This is a genomic window from Thioalkalivibrio sp. ALE21 (genome assembly GCF_003208255.1).
Lineage (GTDB): Bacteria > Pseudomonadota > Gammaproteobacteria > Ectothiorhodospirales > Ectothiorhodospiraceae > Thioalkalivibrio > Thioalkalivibrio halophilus.
In genome coordinates this window covers 235,850-257,667 of the sequence record NZ_QKMA01000004.1, presented here as the reverse complement: position 1 = coordinate 257,667, position 21,818 = coordinate 235,850, and the positions used below count along the sequence as shown (strand labels likewise).

Annotated in this window: 20 protein-coding genes and 1 pseudogene; 12 read left to right on the top strand and 9 right to left on the bottom strand. The window is 64.4% G+C overall.

The window, feature by feature from the left end; all coding sequences use genetic code 11:
- Positions 1–281: 281 nt before the first annotated feature.
- Positions 282–1,103, bottom strand: a complete 822-nt coding sequence (gene proC, locus D893_RS05970; RefSeq protein WP_110619358.1) for a pyrroline-5-carboxylate reductase — start codon at positions 1,101–1,103, stop codon at positions 282–284.
- 27 nt (positions 1,104–1,130) lie between these two features.
- Positions 1,131–1,829: a YggS family pyridoxal phosphate-dependent enzyme gene (locus D893_RS05965; protein WP_024329645.1), complete on the bottom strand. Its 699-nt coding sequence runs from the start codon at positions 1,827–1,829 to the stop codon at positions 1,131–1,133.
- 109 nt (positions 1,830–1,938) lie between these two features.
- Here D893_RS05965 and D893_RS05960 point away from each other — a divergent pair, with 109 nt between their 5' ends.
- The 3 genes from D893_RS05960 to D893_RS05950 all read left to right on the top strand — a co-directional run bounded on the left by D893_RS05960 (position 1,939) and on the right by D893_RS05950 (position 5,374).
- Complete coding sequence (locus tag D893_RS05960) at positions 1,939–2,973, top strand: type IV pilus twitching motility protein PilT (RefSeq protein ID WP_018947579.1); 1,035 nt, start codon at positions 1,939–1,941, stop codon at positions 2,971–2,973.
- A 57-nt stretch (positions 2,974–3,030) separates the two neighbouring features.
- Positions 3,031–4,203, top strand: coding sequence for a PilT/PilU family type 4a pilus ATPase (locus D893_RS05955; RefSeq protein WP_110619357.1), 1,173 nt, complete (start codon positions 3,031–3,033; stop codon positions 4,201–4,203).
- A gap of 61 nt (positions 4,204–4,264) precedes the next feature.
- On the top strand, positions 4,265–5,374 hold the full coding sequence (locus tag D893_RS05950) for a PilT/PilU family type 4a pilus ATPase (protein ID WP_281623683.1): 1,110 nt from the start codon (positions 4,265–4,267) through the stop codon (positions 5,372–5,374).
- 53 nt (positions 5,375–5,427) lie between these two features.
- Here D893_RS05950 and D893_RS05945 read toward each other — a convergent pair whose 3' ends face one another.
- From D893_RS05945 to D893_RS05920, 6 genes are read right to left on the bottom strand one after another with little or no spacing between them, the layout of a single operon-like run.
- Positions 5,428–6,324, bottom strand: coding sequence for a dihydroorotate dehydrogenase electron transfer subunit (locus D893_RS05945; RefSeq protein WP_110619355.1), 897 nt, complete (start codon positions 6,322–6,324; stop codon positions 5,428–5,430).
- Positions 6,321–7,613 carry a dihydroorotase gene (locus tag D893_RS05940; protein WP_018947575.1) on the bottom strand — a complete coding sequence of 431 codons (1,293 nt, stop codon included), beginning with the start codon at positions 7,611–7,613 and terminating at the stop codon, positions 6,321–6,323. The genes D893_RS05945 and D893_RS05940 overlap by 4 nt, the downstream gene beginning before the upstream one ends.
- Positions 7,610–8,620 carry an aspartate carbamoyltransferase catalytic subunit gene (locus D893_RS05935; RefSeq protein ID WP_018869678.1) on the bottom strand — a complete coding sequence of 337 codons (1,011 nt, stop codon included), beginning with the start codon at positions 8,618–8,620 and terminating at the stop codon, positions 7,610–7,612. Before D893_RS05935 ends, D893_RS05940 begins: the two co-directional genes overlap by 4 nt.
- On the bottom strand, positions 8,617–9,138 hold the full coding sequence (gene pyrR / locus D893_RS05930; protein ID WP_077244311.1) for a bifunctional pyr operon transcriptional regulator/uracil phosphoribosyltransferase PyrR: 522 nt from the start codon (positions 9,136–9,138) through the stop codon (positions 8,617–8,619). Before pyrR ends, D893_RS05935 begins: the two co-directional genes overlap by 4 nt.
- On the bottom strand, positions 9,128–9,529 hold the full coding sequence (gene ruvX, locus D893_RS05925) for a Holliday junction resolvase RuvX (RefSeq protein ID WP_018869680.1): 402 nt from the start codon (positions 9,527–9,529) through the stop codon (positions 9,128–9,130). Before ruvX ends, pyrR begins: the two co-directional genes overlap by 11 nt.
- A gap of 4 nt (positions 9,530–9,533) precedes the next feature.
- Positions 9,534–10,112, bottom strand: a complete 579-nt coding sequence (locus D893_RS05920; RefSeq protein WP_024329651.1) for a YqgE/AlgH family protein — start codon at positions 10,110–10,112, stop codon at positions 9,534–9,536.
- Positions 10,113–10,419: 307 nt separating this feature from the next.
- Between D893_RS05920 and D893_RS05915 the strand changes: the two genes are divergently transcribed.
- From D893_RS05915 to D893_RS05885, 8 genes and pseudogenes are all read left to right on the top strand, one after another.
- The gene (locus D893_RS05915; RefSeq protein WP_110619354.1) at positions 10,420–10,926 is read left to right on the top strand and encodes a hypothetical protein; all 507 of its coding nucleotides are present in this window, start codon (positions 10,420–10,422) and stop codon (positions 10,924–10,926) included.
- 192 nt (positions 10,927–11,118) lie between these two features.
- On the top strand, positions 11,119–11,418 hold the full coding sequence (locus D893_RS05910) for a hypothetical protein (protein WP_110619353.1): 300 nt from the start codon (positions 11,119–11,121) through the stop codon (positions 11,416–11,418).
- Positions 11,349–11,957, top strand: coding sequence for a hypothetical protein (locus tag D893_RS05905; protein WP_168409930.1), 609 nt, complete (start codon positions 11,349–11,351; stop codon positions 11,955–11,957). Before D893_RS05910 ends, D893_RS05905 begins: the two co-directional genes overlap by 70 nt.
- Positions 11,954–13,624 carry a hypothetical protein gene (locus tag D893_RS13910; protein ID WP_246863884.1) on the top strand — a complete coding sequence of 557 codons (1,671 nt, stop codon included), beginning with the start codon at positions 11,954–11,956 and terminating at the stop codon, positions 13,622–13,624. The genes D893_RS05905 and D893_RS13910 overlap by 4 nt, the downstream gene beginning before the upstream one ends.
- Positions 13,625–13,858: 234 nt before the next feature.
- The gene (locus tag D893_RS05895; protein WP_110619351.1) at positions 13,859–14,749 is read left to right on the top strand and encodes a hypothetical protein; all 891 of its coding nucleotides are present in this window, start codon (positions 13,859–13,861) and stop codon (positions 14,747–14,749) included.
- Between the two features lie 760 nt (positions 14,750–15,509).
- A pseudogene (locus tag D893_RS05890) lies at positions 15,510–16,202 on the top strand (calcium-binding protein); the annotation flags it as partial.
- 340 nt (positions 16,203–16,542) lie between these two features.
- Positions 16,543–16,668: a hypothetical protein gene (locus tag D893_RS14005; RefSeq protein ID WP_279625498.1), complete on the top strand. Its 126-nt coding sequence runs from the start codon at positions 16,543–16,545 to the stop codon at positions 16,666–16,668.
- Complete coding sequence (locus D893_RS05885) at positions 16,665–17,291, top strand: hypothetical protein (protein WP_110619350.1); 627 nt, start codon at positions 16,665–16,667, stop codon at positions 17,289–17,291. The genes D893_RS14005 and D893_RS05885 overlap by 4 nt, the downstream gene beginning before the upstream one ends.
- Before the next feature lie 248 nt (positions 17,292–17,539).
- Here the strand turns inward: D893_RS05885 and D893_RS13860 are convergent, their stop codons facing one another.
- Positions 17,540–17,689, bottom strand: a complete 150-nt coding sequence (locus D893_RS13860; protein WP_210434078.1) for a hypothetical protein — start codon at positions 17,687–17,689, stop codon at positions 17,540–17,542.
- A 303-nt stretch (positions 17,690–17,992) separates the two neighbouring features.
- On the opposite strand from D893_RS13860, the gene D893_RS05875 reads away from it, so the two are divergent.
- Positions 17,993–21,805, top strand: a complete 3,813-nt coding sequence (locus D893_RS05875; RefSeq protein WP_110619361.1) for a calcium-binding protein — start codon at positions 17,993–17,995, stop codon at positions 21,803–21,805.
- Positions 21,806–21,818 lie beyond the last annotated feature (13 nt).

Genomic DNA, 21,818 nt, shown 5'->3' with positions numbered 1-21,818 from the left:
GGAAACACTGATCAATGTACACGCTCGCGCTCGAGTCGCTTTTGCGTGGGAACAAGGCGCGGCGACCGCCGTGCAGTCATTCTGCACAAGGGAGCCGCAACGCCGTGCGCGCGCAAAAGCGGCCGAGCCCCTGCATTCAATAACTTGTGGGGGTTGGCACCCCGGGTTCCCCGATCCTGCGTTGCGGCCCTTGCCGGTAGAACCACTACCGGCTGCGTACCGCGCCTTGTCTCGGAAAACCCGGGGTGCCAACGCGAGCGTGTACATTGATCAGTGTTTCCCTAGCCGCGGCCGAGTTCCTCGCTGCGTGCCGCCGCCGCCTGCATGGCGCGCCGCAGCAGGCCGCGCAGGTCGCCCTGCTCGAGTGTGTTCAGGGCCTGTTCGGTGGTGCCCCCGGGCGAGGTGACGCGCCGGCGCAGCTCCGCGGCATCCTCGGGGCTGTTGGCCGCCAGCCGGGTGGCCCCGGCCAGGGTGCCCAGCGTCAGTTCGCGCGCCGTCTGCGCCGGCAGCCCCAGTTCTTCGGCGGCGGCCTGCATGGCCTCGATGATCAGGAAGACATAGGCGGGGCCGCTGCCGGAAGTCGCGGTCACGGCGTGCATCAGTTCTTCGTCTTCCACCCACAGGGCGCGGCCGACGGCCTCCATCAGGGCCGTTGCGGCCCGGCGGTCTTCCTCGCCCACGCCGGGCCCGGCGAACAGGCCGGTGACACCGGCGCCCACCAGCGCGGGCGTGTTGGGCATGGCCCGTACGATGCGCGCCTGCGGCCCCAGCCATTCGCCCAGCCGGGCGGTGGTGACCCCTGCGGCCACGGAGACCACCAGCGGGTCGCCGCTGGCCACTGCGTCGCGCAGCGTCGGTGCGACCTCGGGCAGGGTCTGCGGCTTGACCGCCAGGACCAGGATGCCGGTGTCGCCGGCGAGTTCTTCCGGACTGCCGGCGCCCAGGCCGGGGAAGCGGCCTTGCAGGGCTTCGACGCGTTCCGGGCGGGTGTCGGCGATGGCCAGGCGGTCGGCGGCGCGTCCGCTGTCGACCAGCCCCTGGATCAGGGCCTCGCCCATGTTGCCGGCGCCGATGAAGGCGACTTCGCGGGAATGCTGGGGCATGCGGACTCCGGTGCAGAAGGGGTGGATTCAGGCGGGACGCGGGCCGAACAGGTCGGTACCGATGCGCACCAGCGACGCACCTTCAAGGATGGCGGCTTCGAGGTCGCCCGACATCCCCATGGACAGGGTATCGAGTTCGTGGCCGCGACGGCAGAGGTCGTCGCGCAATTCGCGCAGGCGGGCGAACGGGATGCGCTGGCGTTCCGGGTCGGTTTCGGCCGCCGGCAGGGTCATCAGGCCGCGCAGATGCAGGTGCGGCAGGGCGGCGATCGCGTCCGCCAGCGCCGGCAGGGCGTCCGGTTCCACGCCGGCCTTCTGCGGTTCGCCGGAGACATTGACCTGGATGCAGACCTGCAGTGGACCGAGGTGTTCGGGACGCTGCTCGCTCAGGCGTCGCGCGATCTTCTCGCGTTCCAGGGTGTGGACCCAGGCGGCGCGTTCGGCCACCGCGCGGGTCTTGTTGCTCTGCAGCGGGCCGATGAAGTGCCATTCGATCCCGGCCGGTTCCGGGGGTGCCTCCAGGGCGTCGTGCTTGTCGATGAGCTCCTGCACGTAGTTCTCCCCGAAAGCGGTCTGGCCGAGGCGGTGCAGGGCCCGGATTTCCGCGACATCGCGGGTCTTGGAGACCGCCAGCAGGCGGACGGAATCCCGCGGACGGCCGGCACGGTGGCAGGCCTGCGTGATGCGGGCGTGAACTCGTTCGAGGGCGGCTTCTGGCGTGCTCATTGGCCTATGATATAGTCCTGAAGACATGATCAGAAGTGGTGTCTTTATCGGCGCCATCCACGGTCGCCACGGACGGAGCGCGCGGCGGCCCGGAACAACGGGGGATTGAATGGATATCACGCAGCTGCTGGCGTTTTCGGTCAAGAACGGGGCCTCGGACCTGCACATCTCCGCGGGCATGCCGCCGATGGTGCGCATCGATGGCGACATGCGCCGGGTGAATGTCCCGGTGATGGAGCACAAGGAAGTGCAGGGCCTGATCTACGACATCATGAACGACCGTCAGCGCAAGGACTACGAAGAGTTCCTGGAGACGGACTTCTCGTTCGAGGTTTCGGGGCTGGCGCGCTTCCGTGTCAACGCCTTCAATCAGGACCGCGGCGCGGCGGCGGTGTTCCGGACCATCCCCTCCAAGGTCCTGACCCTGGAAGACCTGGCCACGCCGAAGATCTTCGAGGACATCGCCAACTACCCGCGCGGGCTGGTGCTGGTGACCGGCCCCACCGGTTCGGGTAAGTCCACCACGCTGGCGGCGATGGTCAACCACCGCAACGAGAACGACTACGGGCACATCCTCACCATCGAGGACCCGATCGAATTCGTGCACGAGTCGAAGAAGTCGCTGATGAACCAGCGCGAGGTGCACCGCGATACCCACGGTTTCTCCGAGGCCCTGCGCTCGGCCCTGCGCGAGGACCCCGACACCATCCTGGTCGGCGAGCTGCGCGACCTGGAGACCATCCGTCTGGCGCTGACCGCGGCCGAGACCGGGCACCTGGTGTTCGGCACGCTGCACACCAGTTCGGCGCCCAAGACCATCGACCGCATCATCGACGTCTTCCCGGCTGCGGAAAAGGACATGGTGCGCGCGATGCTGTCGGAATCCATGCGTGCGGTGATCTCGCAGACCCTGATGAAAAAGATCGGCGGCGGGCGCGTTGCGGGTCACGAGATCATGCTGGGGACGCCGGCCATCCGGAACCTGATCCGCGAGAACAAGATCGCGCAGATGTATTCCACCATCCAGACCAGCGCCGGAACCGGCATGCAGACCCTCGACCAGTGCCTGAAGGACATGCTGGCCCAGGGGCTGGTCAGCCGTGAGGATGCCCGCCGCAAGGCCGTGAACCCCGACGCCCTGTAAAACCGAGCCATCGCCGTGGTCGCCCGGCGGGGCGGCCACGCCAATCGGAGGATGCCCATGGATCGTGACAAGGCGATCAAGTACATGCACGACCTGATGAAGGCCCTGGTGGACCGGGGCGGGTCGGACCTGTTCATTACCGTGGGGATGCCGCCGGCCGCCAAGATTGACGGGAAGGTGGTCCCGCTGACCGAGCAGAAACTCACGCCCTCGCACACCCAGGCGCTGGTGCGGGCGATGATGAACGACAAGCAGTCGGCTGAATTCGAGCGCAATCAGGAGTGCAACTTCGCGGTCGGCCTGGCGAGCATTGCGCGCTTCCGCGTGAACGTCTTCACCCAGCGCGGGAGCAGCGGCATGGTGATGCGCGTGATCAATTCGGAGATCCCGCGCTTCGAGGACATCCGCATGCCGCCGCAGCTGGAAGAGATCACCATGGAGAAGCGCGGCCTGGTGATCTTTGTCGGGGGTACGGGCTCGGGCAAGTCGACCTCGCTGGCGGCGATGATCGGTCATCGCAACCGGTCATCGTCGGATCACATCGTGACCATCGAGGATCCGATCGAATTCGTGCATCAGCACGGCAAGAGCATCGTGACCCAGCGCGAGGTCGGTGTGGACACCCACGACTACCAGATCGCGCTGAAGAACACCCTGCGTCAGGCCCCGGACGTGATCCTGATCGGCGAGATCCGCGACCGCGAGACCATGGACTACGCGGTGGCCTTCGCCGAGACCGGTCACCTGTGTCTGTCCACGCTGCACGCCAACAGCACCAACCAGGCGCTGGACCGCATCATCAACTTCTTCCCCGAGGACCGGCGCGAGCAGCTGCTGATGGACCTTTCGCTGAACCTCAAGGCGGTGGTCTCGCAGCGCCTGGTGCGCCGCGAGGATGACCAGGGGCGTGTGCCGGCGGTGGAGATCCTGATCAACACTCCCCTGATGGCGGATCTGATGCTCAAGGGTGCGGTGCACGATATGAAGGAGCTGATCTCGCGCTCGCGCGAGCAGGGCATGCAGACCTTCGACCAGGCGCTGTTCGATCTCTACGAGAGCGGCGAGATCAGTTACGACGAGGCCCTGCGCAACGCCGACTCGGTGAACGACCTGCGCCTGCGCATCAAGCTCGACAGCGAGCGCGCGCGGCGCGATGGTGCCCCGGCGGTGGCCGACACCGGCGAGGGCATTGCGGTGGAAGACGATCCGGAGGATTTCCGTGTCCGCTGAAGCACAGAGCAACCAGCCGGGGGGCGCCCAGTCCGGCGAAGGCGAGGCCCGGCCGCGCCAGCTGCAGATCGAGCCCTACCTCAAGCTGATGGCGCAGAAGTCGGCCTCGGACCTGTTCTTCCTCACCGGGGCGCCGGCGTCGATCAAGGTGGATGGCGTACTGCAGCCCATCGCGCGACGGGCACTGGCGCCGGGGCAGACCGAGGGCATTGCCCGCGAGATGATGAACGACCATCAGGAGCGGATCTTCGACGAAGAGACCGCGGTCAATTTCGGCCTCACCCGCGAGGGGCTGGGCCGCTTCCGCGTGAACGTCTATCGCCAGCGCGGCGAAGTGGCGATGGTCATCCGCTTTATCAGCAGCTCCGTGCCCACCATCGACCAGCTGGGGCTGCCGGAGGTGCTGAAGGAGTTCATGACCTACCGCGACGGCCTGGTGCTGGTGGTCGGCTCGACGGGTACCGGGAAGTCGACCACGCTGGCGGCGATGATCGACCATCGCCTGACCATCGATACCGGGCATATCCTGACCGTCGAGGATCCGATCGAATTCCTGTTCCAGCACAAGCGGGCGATCATCGGCCAGCGCGAGGTCGGAATCGACACGCCCAGTTACGAACACGCCCTGCAGGAGGGCATGCGCGAGGCCCCGGACGTGATCATGGTCGGGGAGATCCGCAATCGCGAGACCATGCGGGCGGCCCTGAATTACGCCGATACCGGGCACCTGGTGCTGTCCACCCTGCATGCGACCAATGCCTCGCAGGCACTGGACCGCATCATCAATCTGTTCCCCGAGGATCACCGTTCGCAGATCCTGTCGGACCTGTCCCTGAACCTGCGCGCGATTATCGGCCAGCGCCTGCTACAGAAGAAGGATGGCTCGCGGGTGGCGGCACTGGAGGTGCTGGTGAATACGCCGTACATCTCCGAGCTGATTCACAAGGAGGAGATCGGCGAAATCAAGGAGATCATGGCGAAGTCGGCCTCGGTCGGCATGCAGACCTTCGACCAGGCGATCGTCAAGCTCTTCAAGTCGGGCAACGTGATGCTGAACGAGGCCCTGAGCAAGGCCGATTCGCGCGCCAACCTCGAGTGGAAGCTCAACTTCGGCGGGGGCGTGGGGGCCGCCGAGGAAGGTGGCGAGGAAGAGCTCAAGCCGCCCGAATAGTCTGTCGCGGGCCCCGTGTCCTTTCCGGCCCCGATCCGAGCCGGGGAGGAAGCTTACGGGGCCGGTTCGGGGAAGACGTCGGCGGCCGCGAACACCGGGCCGTCGACGCAGACGCGTTTCATCGCCACGCTTTCCCCGGTGCGCACCGGCACGGTGCAGCCGGCACAGCCGCCCACCGCGCAGGCCATGAATTCCTCCAGCGACACCTGGCAGGGCAGGTCGAATTCCGCGGCCAGCTCCGCGCAGGCCTCCAGCATCGGGTGCGGCCCGCAGGCAAAGATCTCCACCTCCCTGCGTTCGGCGGGGTCCAGTCCGTCCAGCCAGGCGCGCGCGAGGTCGGTGACGAAGCCGTCGAACGCCCCCGGAATTCCGGCCTTCGAGGTGAGGCGACACGAGATCCCCCAGTCTTCCAGCAGCGGCAGCGTGCCGATGGCGCCGTCCGGCAGCCCCGGCCACAGCACTTGCGATGGCCGCGGGCGGAACGGGAACGGGACCTCGGACCCCAGGATCGCACGGGTTGTGCCCGCCTCGCCCTGCTGGCGCAGGCGGTCGGCGAGGAAGATCATCGGCGGGATGCCGACGCCGCCACCCAGCAGCAGGCGCCGCGGCCGCTCCGGGGGCAGCGTGAACGGCCGGCCGATCGGTCCCAGCACCTGCAGGCTGCGGCCCACCGGCTGTTCCGCCAGCGCCCGGGTGCCGTCGCCCACCGTCTTGTACAGGAATTCCACCCAGCCGGCATCGGGGTCGACCCGCTGGATCGACAGCGGCCGCCGCATCGGCAGGCGTGGCGAGCACTGGATGTGGGCGAACTGCCCGGGCTGCGCGCGCCGTGCACACTCCGGGGCCTCCACCCGCAGGATCCACTGACCACTTCCGGCATCCTCGTGGGACAGGATGCGCGCGGCCTCCTCGAACAGGGTGCCGCGATGCGGCGGGTGCTGCGGATTCATGCGTCGTCCTCGCCGGGGCGGCTCCAGGTGGGGCGTCCGGCGACCCAGGTCTCGCGGACCTCGCCGCCGAACGTCCAGTCGAAAAACGGGGTGTTGTGCCCGGCGCTGAGCCAGTGCTCCCGCCGGATGTCATGGAGGGCACCCGGGTCGAACAGCACGAAATCCGCCCGCGAGCCGGGCGCCAGGCGGCCATGTTCCAGTCCCAGAACTTCCGCGGGGCCGTTCGTGATCCGCGACAGGGCCTGTTCGAGACTCAGCAGTCCGTCTTCGACCAGGCGCAGGGTCAGGGGCAGCAGGGTTTCCAGCGCGGCGATGCCGGGAAGGGTGTCGGCGAAGGGCCCCAGCTTGCTGTCGGCCTCGTGCGGCTGGTGGTCGGAACAGATGGCTGCAATGCTGCCGTCGGCCACGGCCGCACGCAGCCCGTCGCGGTCGCGCTGGCTTCTCAGCGGCGGAATGACGTGGCAGTCGGGATTGAACTCGGCCACGTCAACCTCGGTGAGGAACAGCTGGTGAGCGGCCACGTCCGCGGTGACCGGGAGGCCGTCGCTGCGCGCCTTGGCAATCATCTCCGCGCCCCGCCGCGTGGACAGCCGCGCGACATGCACCCGCGCCCCGGTCTGTTCCACCAGCGCCAGGATCGCGCCGAGCGCGGCGGTCTCCGCGGCCTCGGGGATGCCCGAGAGTCCGAGGCGGGTGGACACCGGGCCCTCGTGCACGCAGCCGGAGCCGGTCAGGGCCGGATCCTGGGCCGACAGCACGGTGGTCAGATCGAAGGTGCTGGCGTATTCCAGCGCGCGGCGCAGGATCAGGAGGCTGGCGAGCGGGCGCTGCCCGTTGCTGACCCCCGGAGCACCGGCGCGCATCAGCGCGGCCATCTCCGCCAGCTGCTGGCCTTCCAGTCCGTGGGTCAGGGCGCCCAGGGCGTACACCCGCACGCCACAGGCCTCGCGCGCGCGGCGGGTGATCAGCTCGATCACCGCCGGCGAGTCCACCGGCGGATGGGTATCCGGCGGCATGACCAGGGTGGTGACACCGCCGCGCGCCGCGGCGCGGGCCTCCGAGGCGATGGTCGCCTTGTGCTCCTCGCCCGGTTCGCGGGTGCGCGCGGCCAGATCGACCAGTCCGGGAAACACCCACAGGCCCTTGCCGTCGATGCGCCGGCGCGGCTCGAAGCCCTCCGGGATGCTGCCACGGGCCAGGATCTCCTCGCCCTGGACGCACAGGTCGCCCACCGCATCAAAACCGTCCGCAGGGTCGAGGATGCGGACGTTCTCGATCACCACGCTCATGACTGGTGGGCTCCCATCACCATGGACATCACGGCCATGCGCACCGAGATCCCGTAGGTCACCTGTTCCAGGATCACCGAGTGGGGGCCGTCAGCGACCGCGGATTCAATCTCCACGCCGCGGTTGGCGGGGCCGGGGTGCATCACCAGGCAGGTGGGCGAGGCCAGTTGCAGGCGCCGGGCAGTGAGCCCGAAGCGCTGGAAATACTCGTGCTCGGAGGGCAGATGGGCGTGCTCCATGCGTTCGCGCTGCAGGCGCAGCATGATGACCACATCCACGTCCTGCAGCCCGCTGTCCAGATCATGGTGCACATGCACGCCCAGCTGCTCGACATCCGCCGGCAGCAGGGAGCGCGGGGCGACCACCCGCACCTCGCCGGTCTGCAGGATGTTGAGGGCGTGGATCTGCGAGCGGGCCACCCGCGAATGCAGGATGTCGCCGACGATCGCAACCTTCAGTTTGGTGAAATCGCCCTTGTGCCGCCGGATGGTGAACATGTCCAGCAGGGCCTGGGTGGGATGGGCGTGGCGCCCGTCGCCGGCGTTGAGCACGCTGATCCCCGGTGCCGCATGCCGGGCGATGAAATGCGCGGTCCCGCTCTCCTCGTGGCGCACCACAAACATGTCCACGTTCATCGCCTCGAGGTTGCGCAGGGTGTCCAGCAGACTCTCGCCCTTGACCGCCGACGAGGTGCTGACATTGATGTTGAGCACGTCGGCCGACAGCCGCTTGGCGGCCAGTTCGAAAGTGGTGCGCGTACGGGTGCTGGCCTCGAAGAACAGGTTCACGATGGTCTTGCCGCGCAGCAGCGGGACCTTCTTCACCGCCTTCTCGTTCATGTTGGCGAACGATTCGGCGGTATCCAGGATCTCGGTCAGCAGCGTGCGATTCAGCCCCTCGATCGTGAGCATGTGCCGCAGCTGCCCCTCGTCGGTCAGCTGCAGGCGGTTGGGGAGCGGACCGGGCTGGGGCAGGCGGCTGGTGTGCGCGGCGGGCAGCTCCGTCATCCGTCAGCGCCCTCCGGGGGCTCCACCGCCACGCGCTCGAGGCTCAGCGGTTCGGGACCGCGCAGCTTGATCTGCTCGGCCAGGCCCAGCTCCATGTGGGCCCCGGCCACCGCGGCGCAGACCGGCAGTTCACGGCCGTCACGATCGACCAGGACGACCAGCGAGACCGAGGCCGGGCGGCCCCAGTCGAAGAGCTCATTCAGGGCGGCGCGGATGGTGCGGCCGGTGTACAGGACATCATCCACCAGCAGCACGTGTTCGCCGTCCAGGTCCTCCGGGAGTTCCGAGGGGCGCACCTGCGGATGCATGCCGATGCGCGAGAAATCGTCGCGGTAGAAGCTGATGTCCAGCTTGCCCAGCGGACGCTGGATGCCCAGGCGCTCGCGCAGATGTTCGGCGATCCACACACCGCCGGAATGGATGCCGACCACGATCGGGGCCTCGATCCCTCGGGCTTCGAGGAGCTCGCGGGTCCGCGCGGCCATGTCGTCGAGCAGGGTGGGGACTTCAGGCGTCATGGGCATTCTCCAGAAACCAGCCTTCGAGGATGACGGCCGCGGCATGGGCATCCAGCCCCGGGTCGTTGCGGCCCGACCGGCTGCGGTCGCGGGCCAGGTGCGAGCTCAGGCGCTCGTCCGACCAGTATACCGGCTTGCCGAAGCGCGCTTCGAGCGCCGCGCCGAATTCGCGGATGGCCGGGCCCAGCGGGGTCGCCTGGCCGTCCGCCTGGGTGGGCCAGCCGACCACGAACCCCTCCGGGCGCCATTCCGTGACCAGCGCGTCGATGCGGGGCCACGGCGGCGGCGACCCGCCGGCCAGCGTGACCAGACCGCGCGCCGAACCGGTCAGCGGCTCGCCCACCGCCACGCCGATGCGGCGGCGCCCGTAGTCGAACGCCAGAAAGGCCACCGTCTCAGGCGTGCCCGGAGGCGGAGCTGATCAGGTTGACGTCGATGCCGATGAGTTCGGCCGCGCGCGACCAGCGCTCCGCCGGCGGCGTCTCGAACAGGATCCCCGTATCCGAAGGGGCGGTCAGCCAGGCGTTTTCGCCCAGCTCGCTCTCCAGCTGCCCCGGCCCCCAGCCGGCATGTCCGAGGGTGATGAGCACCCGCGCCGGCCCGTTGCCGGCATTGATCGCCTCGAGGATGTCACGCGACGTGGTCAGGCTGACCTGGTCGGTCAGCGGCTGGGTCGCGCGCCACTGCTGTTCCGAGGAATGCAGCACGAACCCGTGCTCCGGCTGTACCGGCCCGCCGCGGAACACCGGCAGCTCCGGCAGATCGTCAGCGGGCTCCAGCTCCACATGCTGCAGCAGGTCGCGCAGCGTGAGTTCCGTTGGCTGGTTGATCACCAGCCCCAGCGCGCCCTCCGCGTCGTGTTCGCACATGTAGGCCACGGCGTGGCTGAACAGCCCGTCGTTGAGGGATGGCATGGCGATCAGGAACTGATCGCGCAGGCTCGATTCCAGAGTGCCTGAGCTTGCGGTATCCATGGGTTCCAGTATCGGCTTGTGCCGGTCTGCGATCAATCACCGGATTCCGCGATACGCCACGACCCGCTGTTGACAGGACAAACTGACGCCGACGATGCTTAACCCCTGAACATGGAAAGGGATTGACCATGGACTCGTCACGGAACGATGCAGTCTCCGGTTCAACACCGAAGCTGGTAGCGCCTTGCTGGTCCGCGCCGACTTCACTGGATTTTCCATCGGCGAAGGGGGCGTCGCGCGGTGCTATTCGCCCGCCGGCTCCAGCGGCAACCTCGCGTGCGCACGGCCGTGAGCCCGGGGGCTCCCCATGGGCTGGCTGATTCCCTACGCGATCGCCTTCCTGGCGGCGGTCGGCATCCTCTCGGAACGCCGGCGGGCCTCGATTCGCACCCGGGTCTTCTACGCCGCCGCGGTGCTGGCTGTGCCTCCGGCGCTGATGACCGGCGTGGCCAGGCTTGTGGAGTCACGGTATGGCGAAGCCGCGTTCGTCGCCGTGGTTCTGCTGGCTTTCGTCGTCGTGCCGCTGGCCCTGGCGTGGCATTTCCTTCGCCGCCATCCCCATCCGGGTCCGCCCGACCCCGGGCTGCGGGGCGCTGGTGTCCGTTTCCTTCCCCGCGATGAATCCGAAGCATCCGTTATCTATTGCTCGGATCCCGAGAATGTGCCCTCCCCCTCCTGCAGGGTAAAGAGCGCATTCAGTCATGGCATCGTGCTCGAGTATCGCTTCGCCCTCGAATACCTTCCCGACTGGAGAGAGATTGACCGTGAGCTCGGTGAGCTGGTGATGCAATTTCGCGGGCAGGATTCCCCGTAGCCAATGACCGTCTTCGTTCAAGGAGGAAATGAGTATGACGCCCGCACTTGATTGTTCCGAACCTGGTCTCCCCTCGGACTTGCGCATGTGTGCCCGCTGGCGGCACCTGCCGCCACGCATGCGAAAGATGTTGGTACCGCTTGATATGCGCACATGCGGTTTCAGTCAATCCGGACATGGAAAGCCTCGCGCATGATCTACGGGTATCTGATCCTTATTGGCGTTATGGCCGTCATCCTTCTTGCGCCGGCCGTGATCATTGCGTTTTCCCGCCAGGTTCGAAGATGGAGAAAGTTCAAATGGATCGTTCTTGCGCTGCTTCCGATTGTTCTGGTGCCCAACGTCGGCATTTTCCTCGCGGCCCTGATCTTTCAGGGGCGGCCCGAAGGTGCGTTGATGGCGCAGGGGCCGGTGATGCTCGCATGGTACCTGTCGCCATGGGTGGTTCTGATCGTTTTCTTCCTGATGCCGGATTCCGGTCGCGAATTATGAGCGGGCCTGCGGTCGACGAAGTCCGGACATTCAGCCCGTTACCGCTGAAGTCCGCAGGCTGTACGGCTGCCTCCGGTATCTTGAAGATCATCTCCCTGCTCTTTGTGTTCCTGTGGACGGTGGAGAGTGTATCCGCGGGTACCGGTCGCCTTCCGGCCGAATTTGGGGCGGATGTGTCCATTGAGTCGAACGCAATCCTCCGCTCGCATGGGCTGGACGCGGCGGAATCGTTCATCGACGAGGATGGTGGCTTGAAAGCGCGGGACGTACCTGCAGAGGAGGATGCCTATATTTTTAGAGCATATCGCGACAACTTCTTTTCCCTTCGACTATATAACGGGCGAGAAATCCCCGACCAAGCGTTTCTCGATTTGATTGCGATGTGTCTTGAGTTTCGCGCAGAGCGAGAGGCCGTCGATGGGTGCCGGATCGTAGTCTACCAGGAGAATCACCTGGAATGGAGGAATTCAAGATTCCTGGGTCTTTTCCCTTCCAGATTTAAGCCAATGCTAGAGTTTCACATCGGAGGTGAGCAATGAGTGGGTACGAAGTCGAGATTCGAACAGGTATAAAGACTGAGCACAACACGCTTCATACCTGGTTACAAATCAGGCATGCGGACGGAACCGAGGAGGCGTGGGGATTGCACCCGGAGGACGGCTCGGATTTCTCCAATGTTTTGTTGGGGCCGGGGCGTGTCAAGAAAGAAGATGAAGCGAAGAGTTATACTCGTAGGAGTGGGCCGATCTGGCTCTCGGAAGACCAATATTATGACCTGATGGACAATATCCATGCTCAGAAGCATGACCCACCAGAGTATTCGCTGGTCGCCTACGGGGATGGGGAGCAGTGTAGTATGTGGGCGGTGGATCGTCTTGCCGAGGTAGACGCGGTTCCCTCCATTCTTACCCCGAGTGGGACACCACCTTTGAATCCCTTTTTCCTGGACTCTGTGGCGTGGAATCCAATCACGCAGACAGCCGGGTTTTGGGCCCATGATCACTATGAGCGGGTCTCTGCGGGCCTGAGTATTGCCCTGGGAACACCGCTTGGCCTTTATCTGAAGGAGCAGGCCGGAGAGGTCGTGGACTGGTATGGTGAAGGCTATCAGGGGCTCGTCGGTGTGACGACCGATGGGTTCGAATGGCTGGATGATTTTGGTACGTCGGCTGCGGATTGGTTGTCGAAAACCGGGGATGAGTTGGTTGCCCTGGCAACGGATGGTCTGGAATGGGCGAACCAACATCAGGAGCAAGCCCGTGAATGGTTTGTGGAATTTCGCGGCGAAGCGGTGGACCAGGCGGCCGACATATTCGAATGGGCAGATCGGCTCGGTACCGGTGCCACGGAAGATCTCACGGACTTCTTCGAAGCAATGGGAGGCCCGGCGGGTGTAGTGGAGTCAGCCTGGGACTACTGGACCGATGACTTCATCGATGACGTGCGCGACTTCTTCAACCGCGGCGAGTCCCACGCCTCCCCCATCATCCTGGACCTCGACGGCAACGGCATTTCCACGCTGGGCCTGGAGGCCGGGGTGCAGTTCGACCACAACGGCGACGGCTTTGCGCAGGCCACCGGCTGGGTGGGGCCCGAGGATGCGCTGCTGGCGATGGATCTGACGGGCAACGAGGAGATCGAGACCGGCAGCGAACTGTTCGGCAATGCCAGCGAGATCGAGGAAGGCGTGACCGCCATGAACGGGTTCGAGGCGCTGGCGATCCACGACACCAACGGCAACGGCCGCATCGACCCGGGCGACGAGGCCTGGGATGACCTGCGCCTGTGGCAGGACACCAACGGCAACGGCGAGGTCGACGACGGTGAGCTGCTGACCCTCGACGAAGTCGGGATCGGCTCGATCGACCTTGGCTACACCAACTCCACCTACGTGGACGAGCACGGCAACGAGCACCGCCAGATCGGGCGGTTCGAATGGGCCGACGGCCGCGAAGGCGAGGCCACGGACGTGTGGTTCATCCAGGACACCGCCCACACCGAGGCACGCGAGCGCCTGGACGTACCGGAAGACATCGCCACCCTGCCCGACCTGAAGGGCTATGGCGAGGTGCATGACCTGCATCGGGCCCGCATGCGACGTACCGGGCGACCGAGCAACCCGAAGGCGCTGCGCCCCCTTAGCCCTGGCAGACGTCCGGTGGAGTGTGAACACCCGCACAATATGCTTATTGACCAGGCAGCCTGACGGCCCCGATTACGAATTCTTCAAACATGGAAAGGGATAAACCATGGACTCCTCACGGATCGTCGTCCTCTCTGCAGCACCGCTTCGGTTAATGCCGCATTGTGCTCCGATATCGTCGGCGCGTTGCCCCGCCAGGCGCATCGGTGTGTCGGTGGGCTGGCTTCGGTTGCGTTGTCACCTGGCCGTAGATTTGCCATGGCTGGCGATTTCCTCTCAAAGCCCGGGGAGCCCGTGATGGCGCTCCTGATTCCGTATGTGATCGTGATCCTGATGGCCGTCGGGATCCTCTCGGACCCCCGCCGGGCGTCATTTCGCACTCGAGTGATTTACGCGGTCCTGGTGTTGGCAGCGCCCCCGGCGCTGACGGGGGTGGGGATAGTGACCGCTGGCCTGGGTGTTATCAACCCACCCAGTCCTGGTCTGATACTCCTTGGCTATGTCATCGTGCCACTTCTTATGGCCTGGCACTTTGTGTCCAGGCACCCTTATACGCCTGACGGCAAGCAAGAAATGAAGAGCTTCCGACTCTCGAAGGGGAGCCCCCCGGAGGGGAGCCCTCCGGATATCGCGCGTGATGAACAGGCGGGTAGCAAGGACTTCGAGGCCACAGTGGTCCTTGGGGGTTACTTCGCGCTGGTCCTGAGTGCGTCCTATCTGCTACCCCGGAATGTACTGAGCTCGATGCCATCTGTTCGTGAATTCGTGGGCTTTATGGAGGTGCACTTTTCTGGAGTGGAGAGGTTTGGTCTCTGGTCCAAGTTTCCGGAGGTCGCACAGCTGGTTTACTCGGTCCAGTTGCTCCTTGTTCCCGCGTTTGTAGTATGGACAGTGGTGTCACTAAGGGTGCACCTGCGGAAAGTCCCCGGCCTCGTCTGGAAAGGCGTGTTAATGATCCCGGCTTTTGGGGCGGCGGCTTTCCTGCTTCTCTCCGGGGTCTATCCCTCGGGACCAGAGCTCTCAGGGTTGTTTGGCCGGCTTTCCAAGCTCTCTTATGCATCAGAGTTTTGGTTTTCCGTCTGGAGTGTCGTGGTTACCTATGCTTCTGCTGTTTTTATTTCTTTGGTATACGTTGCTATCCGGGATTTGTTTTTTTTGGGGGTCTGCCGTTCGTCGGGCTCGTCTTAGGTCGCTTTTTAGCGGATGAGGTCTCTCCGTGTTTCGTGATCTTTTTATATATTGATCGAGTCGTGCGTTTCGTTGTTGGTTTGTTAAAGGAGTAATCTTCATGGAAGAGAAAAAGAATGCTCAGGGGTTTATTGGGGATGTCGATGATTACATGAAGTCATTGGACTCGGCATCCATGGCTGGATTTTCGGCATTCTTGTCTGAAGCGTCGGACTCGACACTCAGTGAGTCAGAGCGCCTGTCGAAACTGGCAGATTACTATGAAGGGGAATATCGCCGGATTTCGGATGAATCCCGTGCTTTGGCTCAAAGGGCTGATGCGATGGGTGACATGCAGCGAGCTGCTGTATGGTATTCCGCAAGTGACCAGGTGCGGGAGTGGGCGGATCAGCGGGCTCATCAATCCGACGAAGCGTGGATGAGAAGCACGCATCTTGAAATTAGTGGGCGAGTGAGTGGTGTGCTGGGCCCGGCCGGTAATGTAATTGATGCTGGGCAAGTGATTAGTGCGGTTGCGCAGGCGGATTGGGAAGAAGCCTCAAAGAACACAAGTTCGGTGCTTCTGAGCTTGGCAGGGGCTAAATCTGCGGCCTTGCTGGGGACGGCTGTGAGTCTCCCCGTTTTGCCGAAAGCAATGATGGTCGCTGGGTTTGCAGCTGCGGGCGCGTGGTTGGGAGATAAATATGGCGGTTCAGTGTATGAAGAGTTGCGAACCTCAGCGACGGACGTTCTAGAGGAGCTGGGAGGGCCGGCCGGGGTTTTGGATTCCGCCTGGGACTTCTGGGTTGGTGACCTGATTGGCGATGTACGAGACTACTTCAACCGCGGCGAGTCCCACGCCTCCCCGATCATCCTGGACCTGGACAGCAACGGCATTTCCACGCTCGGTCTGGATGCCGGCGTACAGTTCGACCACAACGGCGACGGGTTTGCGCAAGCCACCGGCTGGGTGGGGCCCGAGGATGCGCTGCTGGCGATGGACCTGACCGGAAACGAGGAGATCGAGACCGGCAGCGAACTGTTCGGCGATGCCAGCGAGATCGAGGAAGGCGTGACCGCCATGAACGGCTTCGAGGCGCTGGCCATCCACGACACCAACGGCAACGGCCGCATCGACCCGGGCGACGAGGCCTGGGACGACCTGCGCCTGTGGCAGGACGCCAACGGCAACGGCGAGGTCGACGACGGTGAACTGCTGACCCTGGACGAAGTCGGCATCGGCTCCATTGACCTGGGCTACTCGGACTCCACCTACGTGGACGAGCACGGCAACCAGCACCGCCAGATCGGGCGGTTCGAGTGGGCGGACGGCCGCGAGGGCGAGGCCACGGACGTGTGGTTCATCCAGGACACTGCTCAGACCGAGGCGCGCGAGCGCCTGGATGTGCCGGAGGACATCGCCGTCCTGCCGGATCTGATGGGTTACGGCGAGGTGCATGATCTGCACCGGGCCCGTAACCGACGTGCCGCGCGGCCGGGCAGCTCGGAGTCGCGGCGCCGCCGCGGACCTGGTGGGCGGCCAGTGGAGCGAGAACACCCGCACAACATGCTTGTTGACCAGGCAGCCTGACGGCACCGACAATTAATTCCCTAAACATGGAAAGGGATAAGCCATGGATTCGTCACGGATCGGCGTCCTCTCCGCAGCACCCCTTCGGTTAATGCCGCATTGTGCTCCGATATCGTCGGCGCGTTGCCCCGCTATGCGTACCGGTGCACCGCTGGAATGGCTTCCGTCGTACTTGCGCCTCGCTAGGTGCACTCGCTTAACAAGTTGCCCGCGGGCCGTTGCCATGGCCTGGCTGATCCTCTATCCCGGCGAGTTTCCGGGCGCTGCCAACGCGCGGTTGGCCCGACCGGATTTTGAGGCAATCACGCTCGCGTTTCAGATCGGCTCGTACTTCGGGATGCGTACGTGAGTCTTCGCCAATCCCTCATCGACATCCTGTCGAAATACCCGGGACCAACAGAGGCCGAGGCCCGACGCTGGCGAAATGCCTTAATCGCCATGGGTTCGCTCGCGCTGCTAGCAGAAGGGGTTCTTGTGTACATCCTTTATCACATGGATCCGGGTGCTCCGCCATTCTGGCTGGCCGCTCCGGCGGGTTGGTTATGGGAGCATGTTCCCGCTGCACGTGGTTTCACGAACAGCTCCTACGGCCTTCGCGCACAGATGCCGTACGTCTTTGTGGTGTTTTTCTTCTTGGTGGTCGCAACTGCTGCGCTGGTGGCCTGCTGCAATCGCCGTGGCGCAATGTTCGGTATGGCCGTAAATTTTCTCGAAGAGCGTCTTCACAGAAGGCTGCTCATCGTGGTGGTGCTTCCGGTTGTCTATTATTCGGTATATTTTTTTGTATTTTCTTTTTATGCGGATCCTGTGGGTGGGCCTAATGAGAAATGGGCTAGGTATCATGCATTATTCTTTGAAACAAGGATAGGTGTTCTGTCCGTGTGGGTGCCTCTCGCGCTTACTTATGGCGCCTTCATTGGGGTTCATCTCTCTATGGTCCCCGAAATTCCCAGGCTTGTCCGGTGTTCCTGATTCCATTGGTACACGAATACAAGGAGGTTGTAATGACTGATACGGATAGTGAAATCAATGATCGAGACGGAACGGAATACCGTCTGCGTCTCCTTGACCCGTCGGCTCCGGAGGCCGAAGAGCTCATGGGGTCCTCGGATGATCCTATCATCCTTCCAGACGGCGAGAATGCGAAAGATGTGCTCGTTCTCGACCCAATTATCGTTACCCCTGACGATGCGGAAGGCGGTAGTTCGGAAGATGTAGGTTCACCCGAAGACGCCATAGCGATTGTTCGGGGTGCGGTTGATACCTGGATGTCCGGGATGCGAGATCTTATTGAGCGATCGGATAATCACTTTGATCTCGGTGATGAGAGCCAACGGGCTGCGCAGTTGAAGGCATTCGATCGTCTTCATGGGCTAATTAAGGCTTATCCCTTGCAGCTCTTGGAGGTGGCTGTTGCAGCGCGGGATGGCGATCGAAACGCTATTGTAAACACTGGTGCGGGTATTGCCGTGGGGGCTGTCACCGCTCTGGCAGTGGGGCCACTAACCAAATTTGCGGTGGTGAGCGCTTTGGTGGGTGTTGGTACGAGCATGTTGTTTAGCGCGCTCGCCGGAGACGCCAAGTTGTATGACTGGGCAAAGGAAAACCTCAAGAATTATCTTGGAGCCGACGAAAAGGATGAGTTTTCCCGGCGTCTTGGAGAAGAAGGCGGTTTGATAGGTATATGGGAGAAAGGCTGGCAGGAGGAATTCGATGACGGAACAATTGAAGAACTGATCGAAAAATTCAACCGCGGCGAGTCCCACGCCTCCCCCATCATCCTGGACCTGGACGGCAACGGCATCTCCACGCTGGGCCTGGAGGCCGGAGTGCAGTTCGATCACAACGGCGACGGTTTTGCGCAGGCCACCGGCTGGGTGGGGCCCGAGGATGCGCTGCTGGCGATGGACCTGACCGGAAACGAGGAGATCGAGACCGGCAGCGAACTGTTCGGCAATGCCAGCGAGATCGAGGATGGCGTGACGGCCATGAACGGCTTCGAAGCGCTGGCCATCCACGACACCAACGGCAACGGCCGTATCGACCCGGGCGACGAGGCCTGGGATGACCTGCGCCTGTGGCAGGACGCCAATGGCAATGGAGTGGTTGACGAGGGCGAGCTGCTGACCCTCGATGAAGTTGGCATCGGCTCCATTGACCTGGGCTACTCGGACTCCACCTACGTGGACGAGCACGGCAACGAGCACCGCCAGATCGGGCGGTTCGAGTGGGCCGACGGCCGCGAGGGTGAAGCGACGGACGTGTGGTTCATCCAGGACACCGCCCACACCGAGGCGCGCGAGCGCCTGGACGTACCCGAAGACATCGCCACCCTGCCCGACCTGAAGGGCTATGGCGAGGTGCATGACCTGCATCAGGCGCTGGTGCGGGACGAGAGCGGACAGTTGCGCGGTGAGGTCGAGGCCTTCATGGCCGAGACGGACGTGAAGGCGCGTGAAGCCCGCATGGAGAACCTGCTGTACGAGTGGGCGGGCGTCAGTGACGTGGACCCGGAGAGCCGGGGCCGTCATATCGACGGGCGCAAGGTTGCGACGCTGGAGGCGTTCCTGGGGCGGGAGTTCCGCCAGCACGGCAGCCCGGACCCAAGGGTCATGGCCTCGGGCGAACTGCGCGCCGGCTTCGACATTCTGCAGACGACCATGTACGGGCAGATGATGCGCCAGACCCATCTGGCGCCCTATCTGGAAGGGATGGACCTGGTCTTCGATGAAGACGGTATCCGCATCGACTTCGCGGGCACCACGGAGGCGCTGCAGCAGCAGTTCGATGCCGATCCGGCCCGTGGCGTGGCGGACCTTCTGGAACTGCAGCGCGCCGCCGGCGAACAGCTCTCGCCCATGGGCTTCGACAGCCATGGCCTGCTGCGCGACTGGCTCGCGCAGGCCGGTGATGATCCGGCGGTGCAGGATGCCCTGGCCGACTTCGGCTGGGACGGGGTGCGCGCTGACGGTGAAGGTACGGCCGCCTCCGAGGTCGTGTTTGGGGGCAACGACGGTGCGGAGCTCACCGCCGGTTCGGGCGGCGACTGGTTGCTGGGCGGTGATGGCGATGACGTGCTGCAGGCCGGTTCGGGCAACGACATTCTCTACGGCGGTGGTGGCAATAACACCTACCGCTTCGATGTCGGCCAGGGTCACAACACGATTATCGAGATGCACGGCGACAGCGGCCACAGCGTGCTGGAGTTCGGCCCGGAGATCCGCGCCGGCGATCTGGACATCCGCGCCGAGGGCAGTTCGTTGGTGCTGGCGCACAGCAACGGCCGCGACAGTATCACCATCGAAAACTGGTTCGGCAGTGCCGATGCCGAGCGCCACCGTATCAATACCCTGCGCTTCGCGGACGGCCACAGCTTCGATCTGTCCGCATTGCAGCTCGGCTCGACTGAGGGTGACGAGCTGACCGGCGGGGAGGAGAACGCGATCCTGGTGGGCAACGAGGGCGAGAACACCCTGACCGGTGGCGCCGGCGACAACTGGCTGCACGGCGGCCGGGATGCCGACGTGCTGGTGGGCGGCGAGGGCGACAACCTGTTCGTGGTGCGGCATCGGGATGACCAGGTGATCGCGGAATCGGCGGATGGCACCAACACCGTGCAGTCGCATGTGTCGTTCACCCTGTCCGACAACCTCCACAGCCTGACGCTGCTGGGCCGCAGCGGCATCAGTGCCACCGGCAACGAGCTGGACAATGTCCTGATCGGGAACTCCGGCAACAATCGGCTCGACGGGGTGGCCGGCGCCAACACCATGATCGGTGGGCGCGGCAACAACACCTACGTGGTGCACAGCACCGACGACGTGGTGATCGAGCAGCCGGGCGAGGGCAACGACACCGTCGAGTCCCACATCGACTACGTCCTGCCCGAGAACGTGGAGAACCTGCACCTGCAGGGCAGCGAGGATCTTGATGGTACGGGTAACGAGCTGAACAACGAGCTCATCGGCAACACCGGCGACAACGTGCTGCACGGCGTGGCGGGCAACAACTACATCGACGGCCGCGGCGGCGCCAACATCATGATCGGTGGCACCGGCGACGATACCTACGTGGTGCGCAGCGACGAGGACGTGGTGATCGAACAGCCCGGCGAGGGCAACGACACCGTGCACTCGTACATCGACTATGTCCTGCCGGAGAACGTGGACAACCTGACGCTGATGGGCGGCGAGGATCTCGACGGCACGGGCAACGAGCTGGACAACGTGATCATCGGCAACACCGGCGACAACGTGCTGAATGGCGTGGAGGGCGACAATTACATCGACGGCCGCGCCGGTGCCAACATTATGATCGGCGGCGCGGGCGACGACATCTACGTGGTCAACAGCGAAGACGACGTGGTGATCGAGCAGCCCGGCGAGGGCCACGACACCATCCGCTCCTCGGTCACCTACGCCCTGCCCGACAACGTCGAGGATCTGATCCTCACCGGCTCGGCCGACATCGACGGCACCGGAAACGAGCTGGACAACTACATCGAAGGCAACAATGGCGACAACGTGCTCAATGGCGTGGCCGGCGCGAACGTGATGGCCGGCGGGCGCGGTGACAACACCTACATCCTCAACAGCGAGGACGACGTGGTCATCGAGAAGCCGAACCAGGGCACGGACACGGTGATCAGCCCGTTCGACTACACCCTGCCGGACAACGTGGAGAACCTGACGCTGGTCGGCGACGCCCGGGTGGGGCGCGGCAACGACGAGGACAACATCATCATCGGCACCGAGCGCCCCAGTCACCTGTATGGCGTGAGCGGGGACAACGTGCTGATCGGGGGCGGGCGCTCCGCCAACTTCCTGTATGGCGGTGACGGGGACAACACCTATGTGGTCAGCAATCCGGGCACCAAGGTGATCGCTCAGGAGAATGGCGGCACGGATACGGTGAAGGCGGAGACCCACTTCCGCCTGCCCGACCACGTCGAGAATCTCACGCTGACCGGAGACGGCGACTACTGGGGCCGGGGCAACGAGCTGGACAATACCCTGATCGGCAACGACGGCGACAATACCCTGCGCGGCGAAGGCGGCGACAACTTCATCCACGGCGGTCGCGGCAGCAATGTCCTGTACGGGGGCGAGGGCAGCGACACCTATTACTTCGAGCGCGGCGACGGCCACGACCGCATCGTGGAGAACGCCCGCGACCCGGGCGAGGACGTCCTGCTGCTGGGCGAGGAGATCGCGGCGGACCAGCTCTGGTTCAGCCAGGATCGCCGTGACCTGTCGATCGAGGTGATCGGCACCGATGACCGCATCACCGTGGATGACTGGTTCGGCCGCCACGGCGAGCCGCTGGACCGGGTGGAGCTGTCGTCCGGCGAGGTGCTGACCGCTGCCGAGGTCAACAACCTGGTACAGGCGATGGCCGCGTTCGATCCGCCCGGGGCGGACGAGACCGGCCTCCCGAAGGACTATCGGGACACGCTCGATCCGGTGGTGGCCGCTGCCTGGCAGTAAGCCGCCCGTACGG

What these genes read in the sequence shown, in the direction of transcription:
- D893_RS05945 (WP_110619355.1), bottom strand. Translation starts at nt 6,324, where the DNA reads ATGAATCCGCAGCACCCGCCGCATCGCGGCACCCTGTTCGAGGAGGCC.
- D893_RS13860 (WP_210434078.1), bottom strand. Translation starts at nt 17,689, where the DNA reads ATGAAGACGATCGAATGCCTTCAACTGCGCAGCCCGTTGGCTCTCATC.
- D893_RS05915 (WP_110619354.1), top strand. Translation starts at nt 10,420, where the DNA reads ATGGGCTGGCTGATTCCCTACGCGATCGCCTTCCTGGCGGCGGTCGGC.
- D893_RS05910 (WP_110619353.1), top strand. Translation starts at nt 11,119, where the DNA reads ATGATCTACGGGTATCTGATCCTTATTGGCGTTATGGCCGTCATCCTT.
- proC (WP_110619358.1), bottom strand. Translation starts at nt 1,103, where the DNA reads ATGCCCCAGCATTCCCGCGAAGTCGCCTTCATCGGCGCCGGCAACATG.
- D893_RS05960 (WP_018947579.1), top strand. Translation starts at nt 1,939, where the DNA reads ATGGATATCACGCAGCTGCTGGCGTTTTCGGTCAAGAACGGGGCCTCG.
- D893_RS05935 (WP_018869678.1), bottom strand. Translation starts at nt 8,620, where the DNA reads ATGACGGAGCTGCCCGCCGCGCACACCAGCCGCCTGCCCCAGCCCGGT.
- D893_RS05940 (WP_018947575.1), bottom strand. Translation starts at nt 7,613, where the DNA reads ATGAGCGTGGTGATCGAGAACGTCCGCATCCTCGACCCTGCGGACGGT.
- D893_RS05955 (WP_110619357.1), top strand. Translation starts at nt 3,031, where the DNA reads ATGGATCGTGACAAGGCGATCAAGTACATGCACGACCTGATGAAGGCC.
- D893_RS14005 (WP_279625498.1), top strand. Translation starts at nt 16,543, where the DNA reads ATGGCCTGGCTGATCCTCTATCCCGGCGAGTTTCCGGGCGCTGCCAAC.
- D893_RS13910 (WP_246863884.1), top strand. Translation starts at nt 11,954, where the DNA reads ATGAGTGGGTACGAAGTCGAGATTCGAACAGGTATAAAGACTGAGCAC.
- D893_RS05905 (WP_168409930.1), top strand. Translation starts at nt 11,349, where the DNA reads ATGGTACCTGTCGCCATGGGTGGTTCTGATCGTTTTCTTCCTGATGCC.
- D893_RS05895 (WP_110619351.1), top strand. Translation starts at nt 13,859, where the DNA reads ATGGCGCTCCTGATTCCGTATGTGATCGTGATCCTGATGGCCGTCGGG.
- D893_RS05920 (WP_024329651.1), bottom strand. Translation starts at nt 10,112, where the DNA reads ATGGATACCGCAAGCTCAGGCACTCTGGAATCGAGCCTGCGCGATCAG.
- pyrR (WP_077244311.1), bottom strand. Translation starts at nt 9,138, where the DNA reads ATGACGCCTGAAGTCCCCACCCTGCTCGACGACATGGCCGCGCGGACC.
- D893_RS05965 (WP_024329645.1), bottom strand. Translation starts at nt 1,829, where the DNA reads ATGAGCACGCCAGAAGCCGCCCTCGAACGAGTTCACGCCCGCATCACG.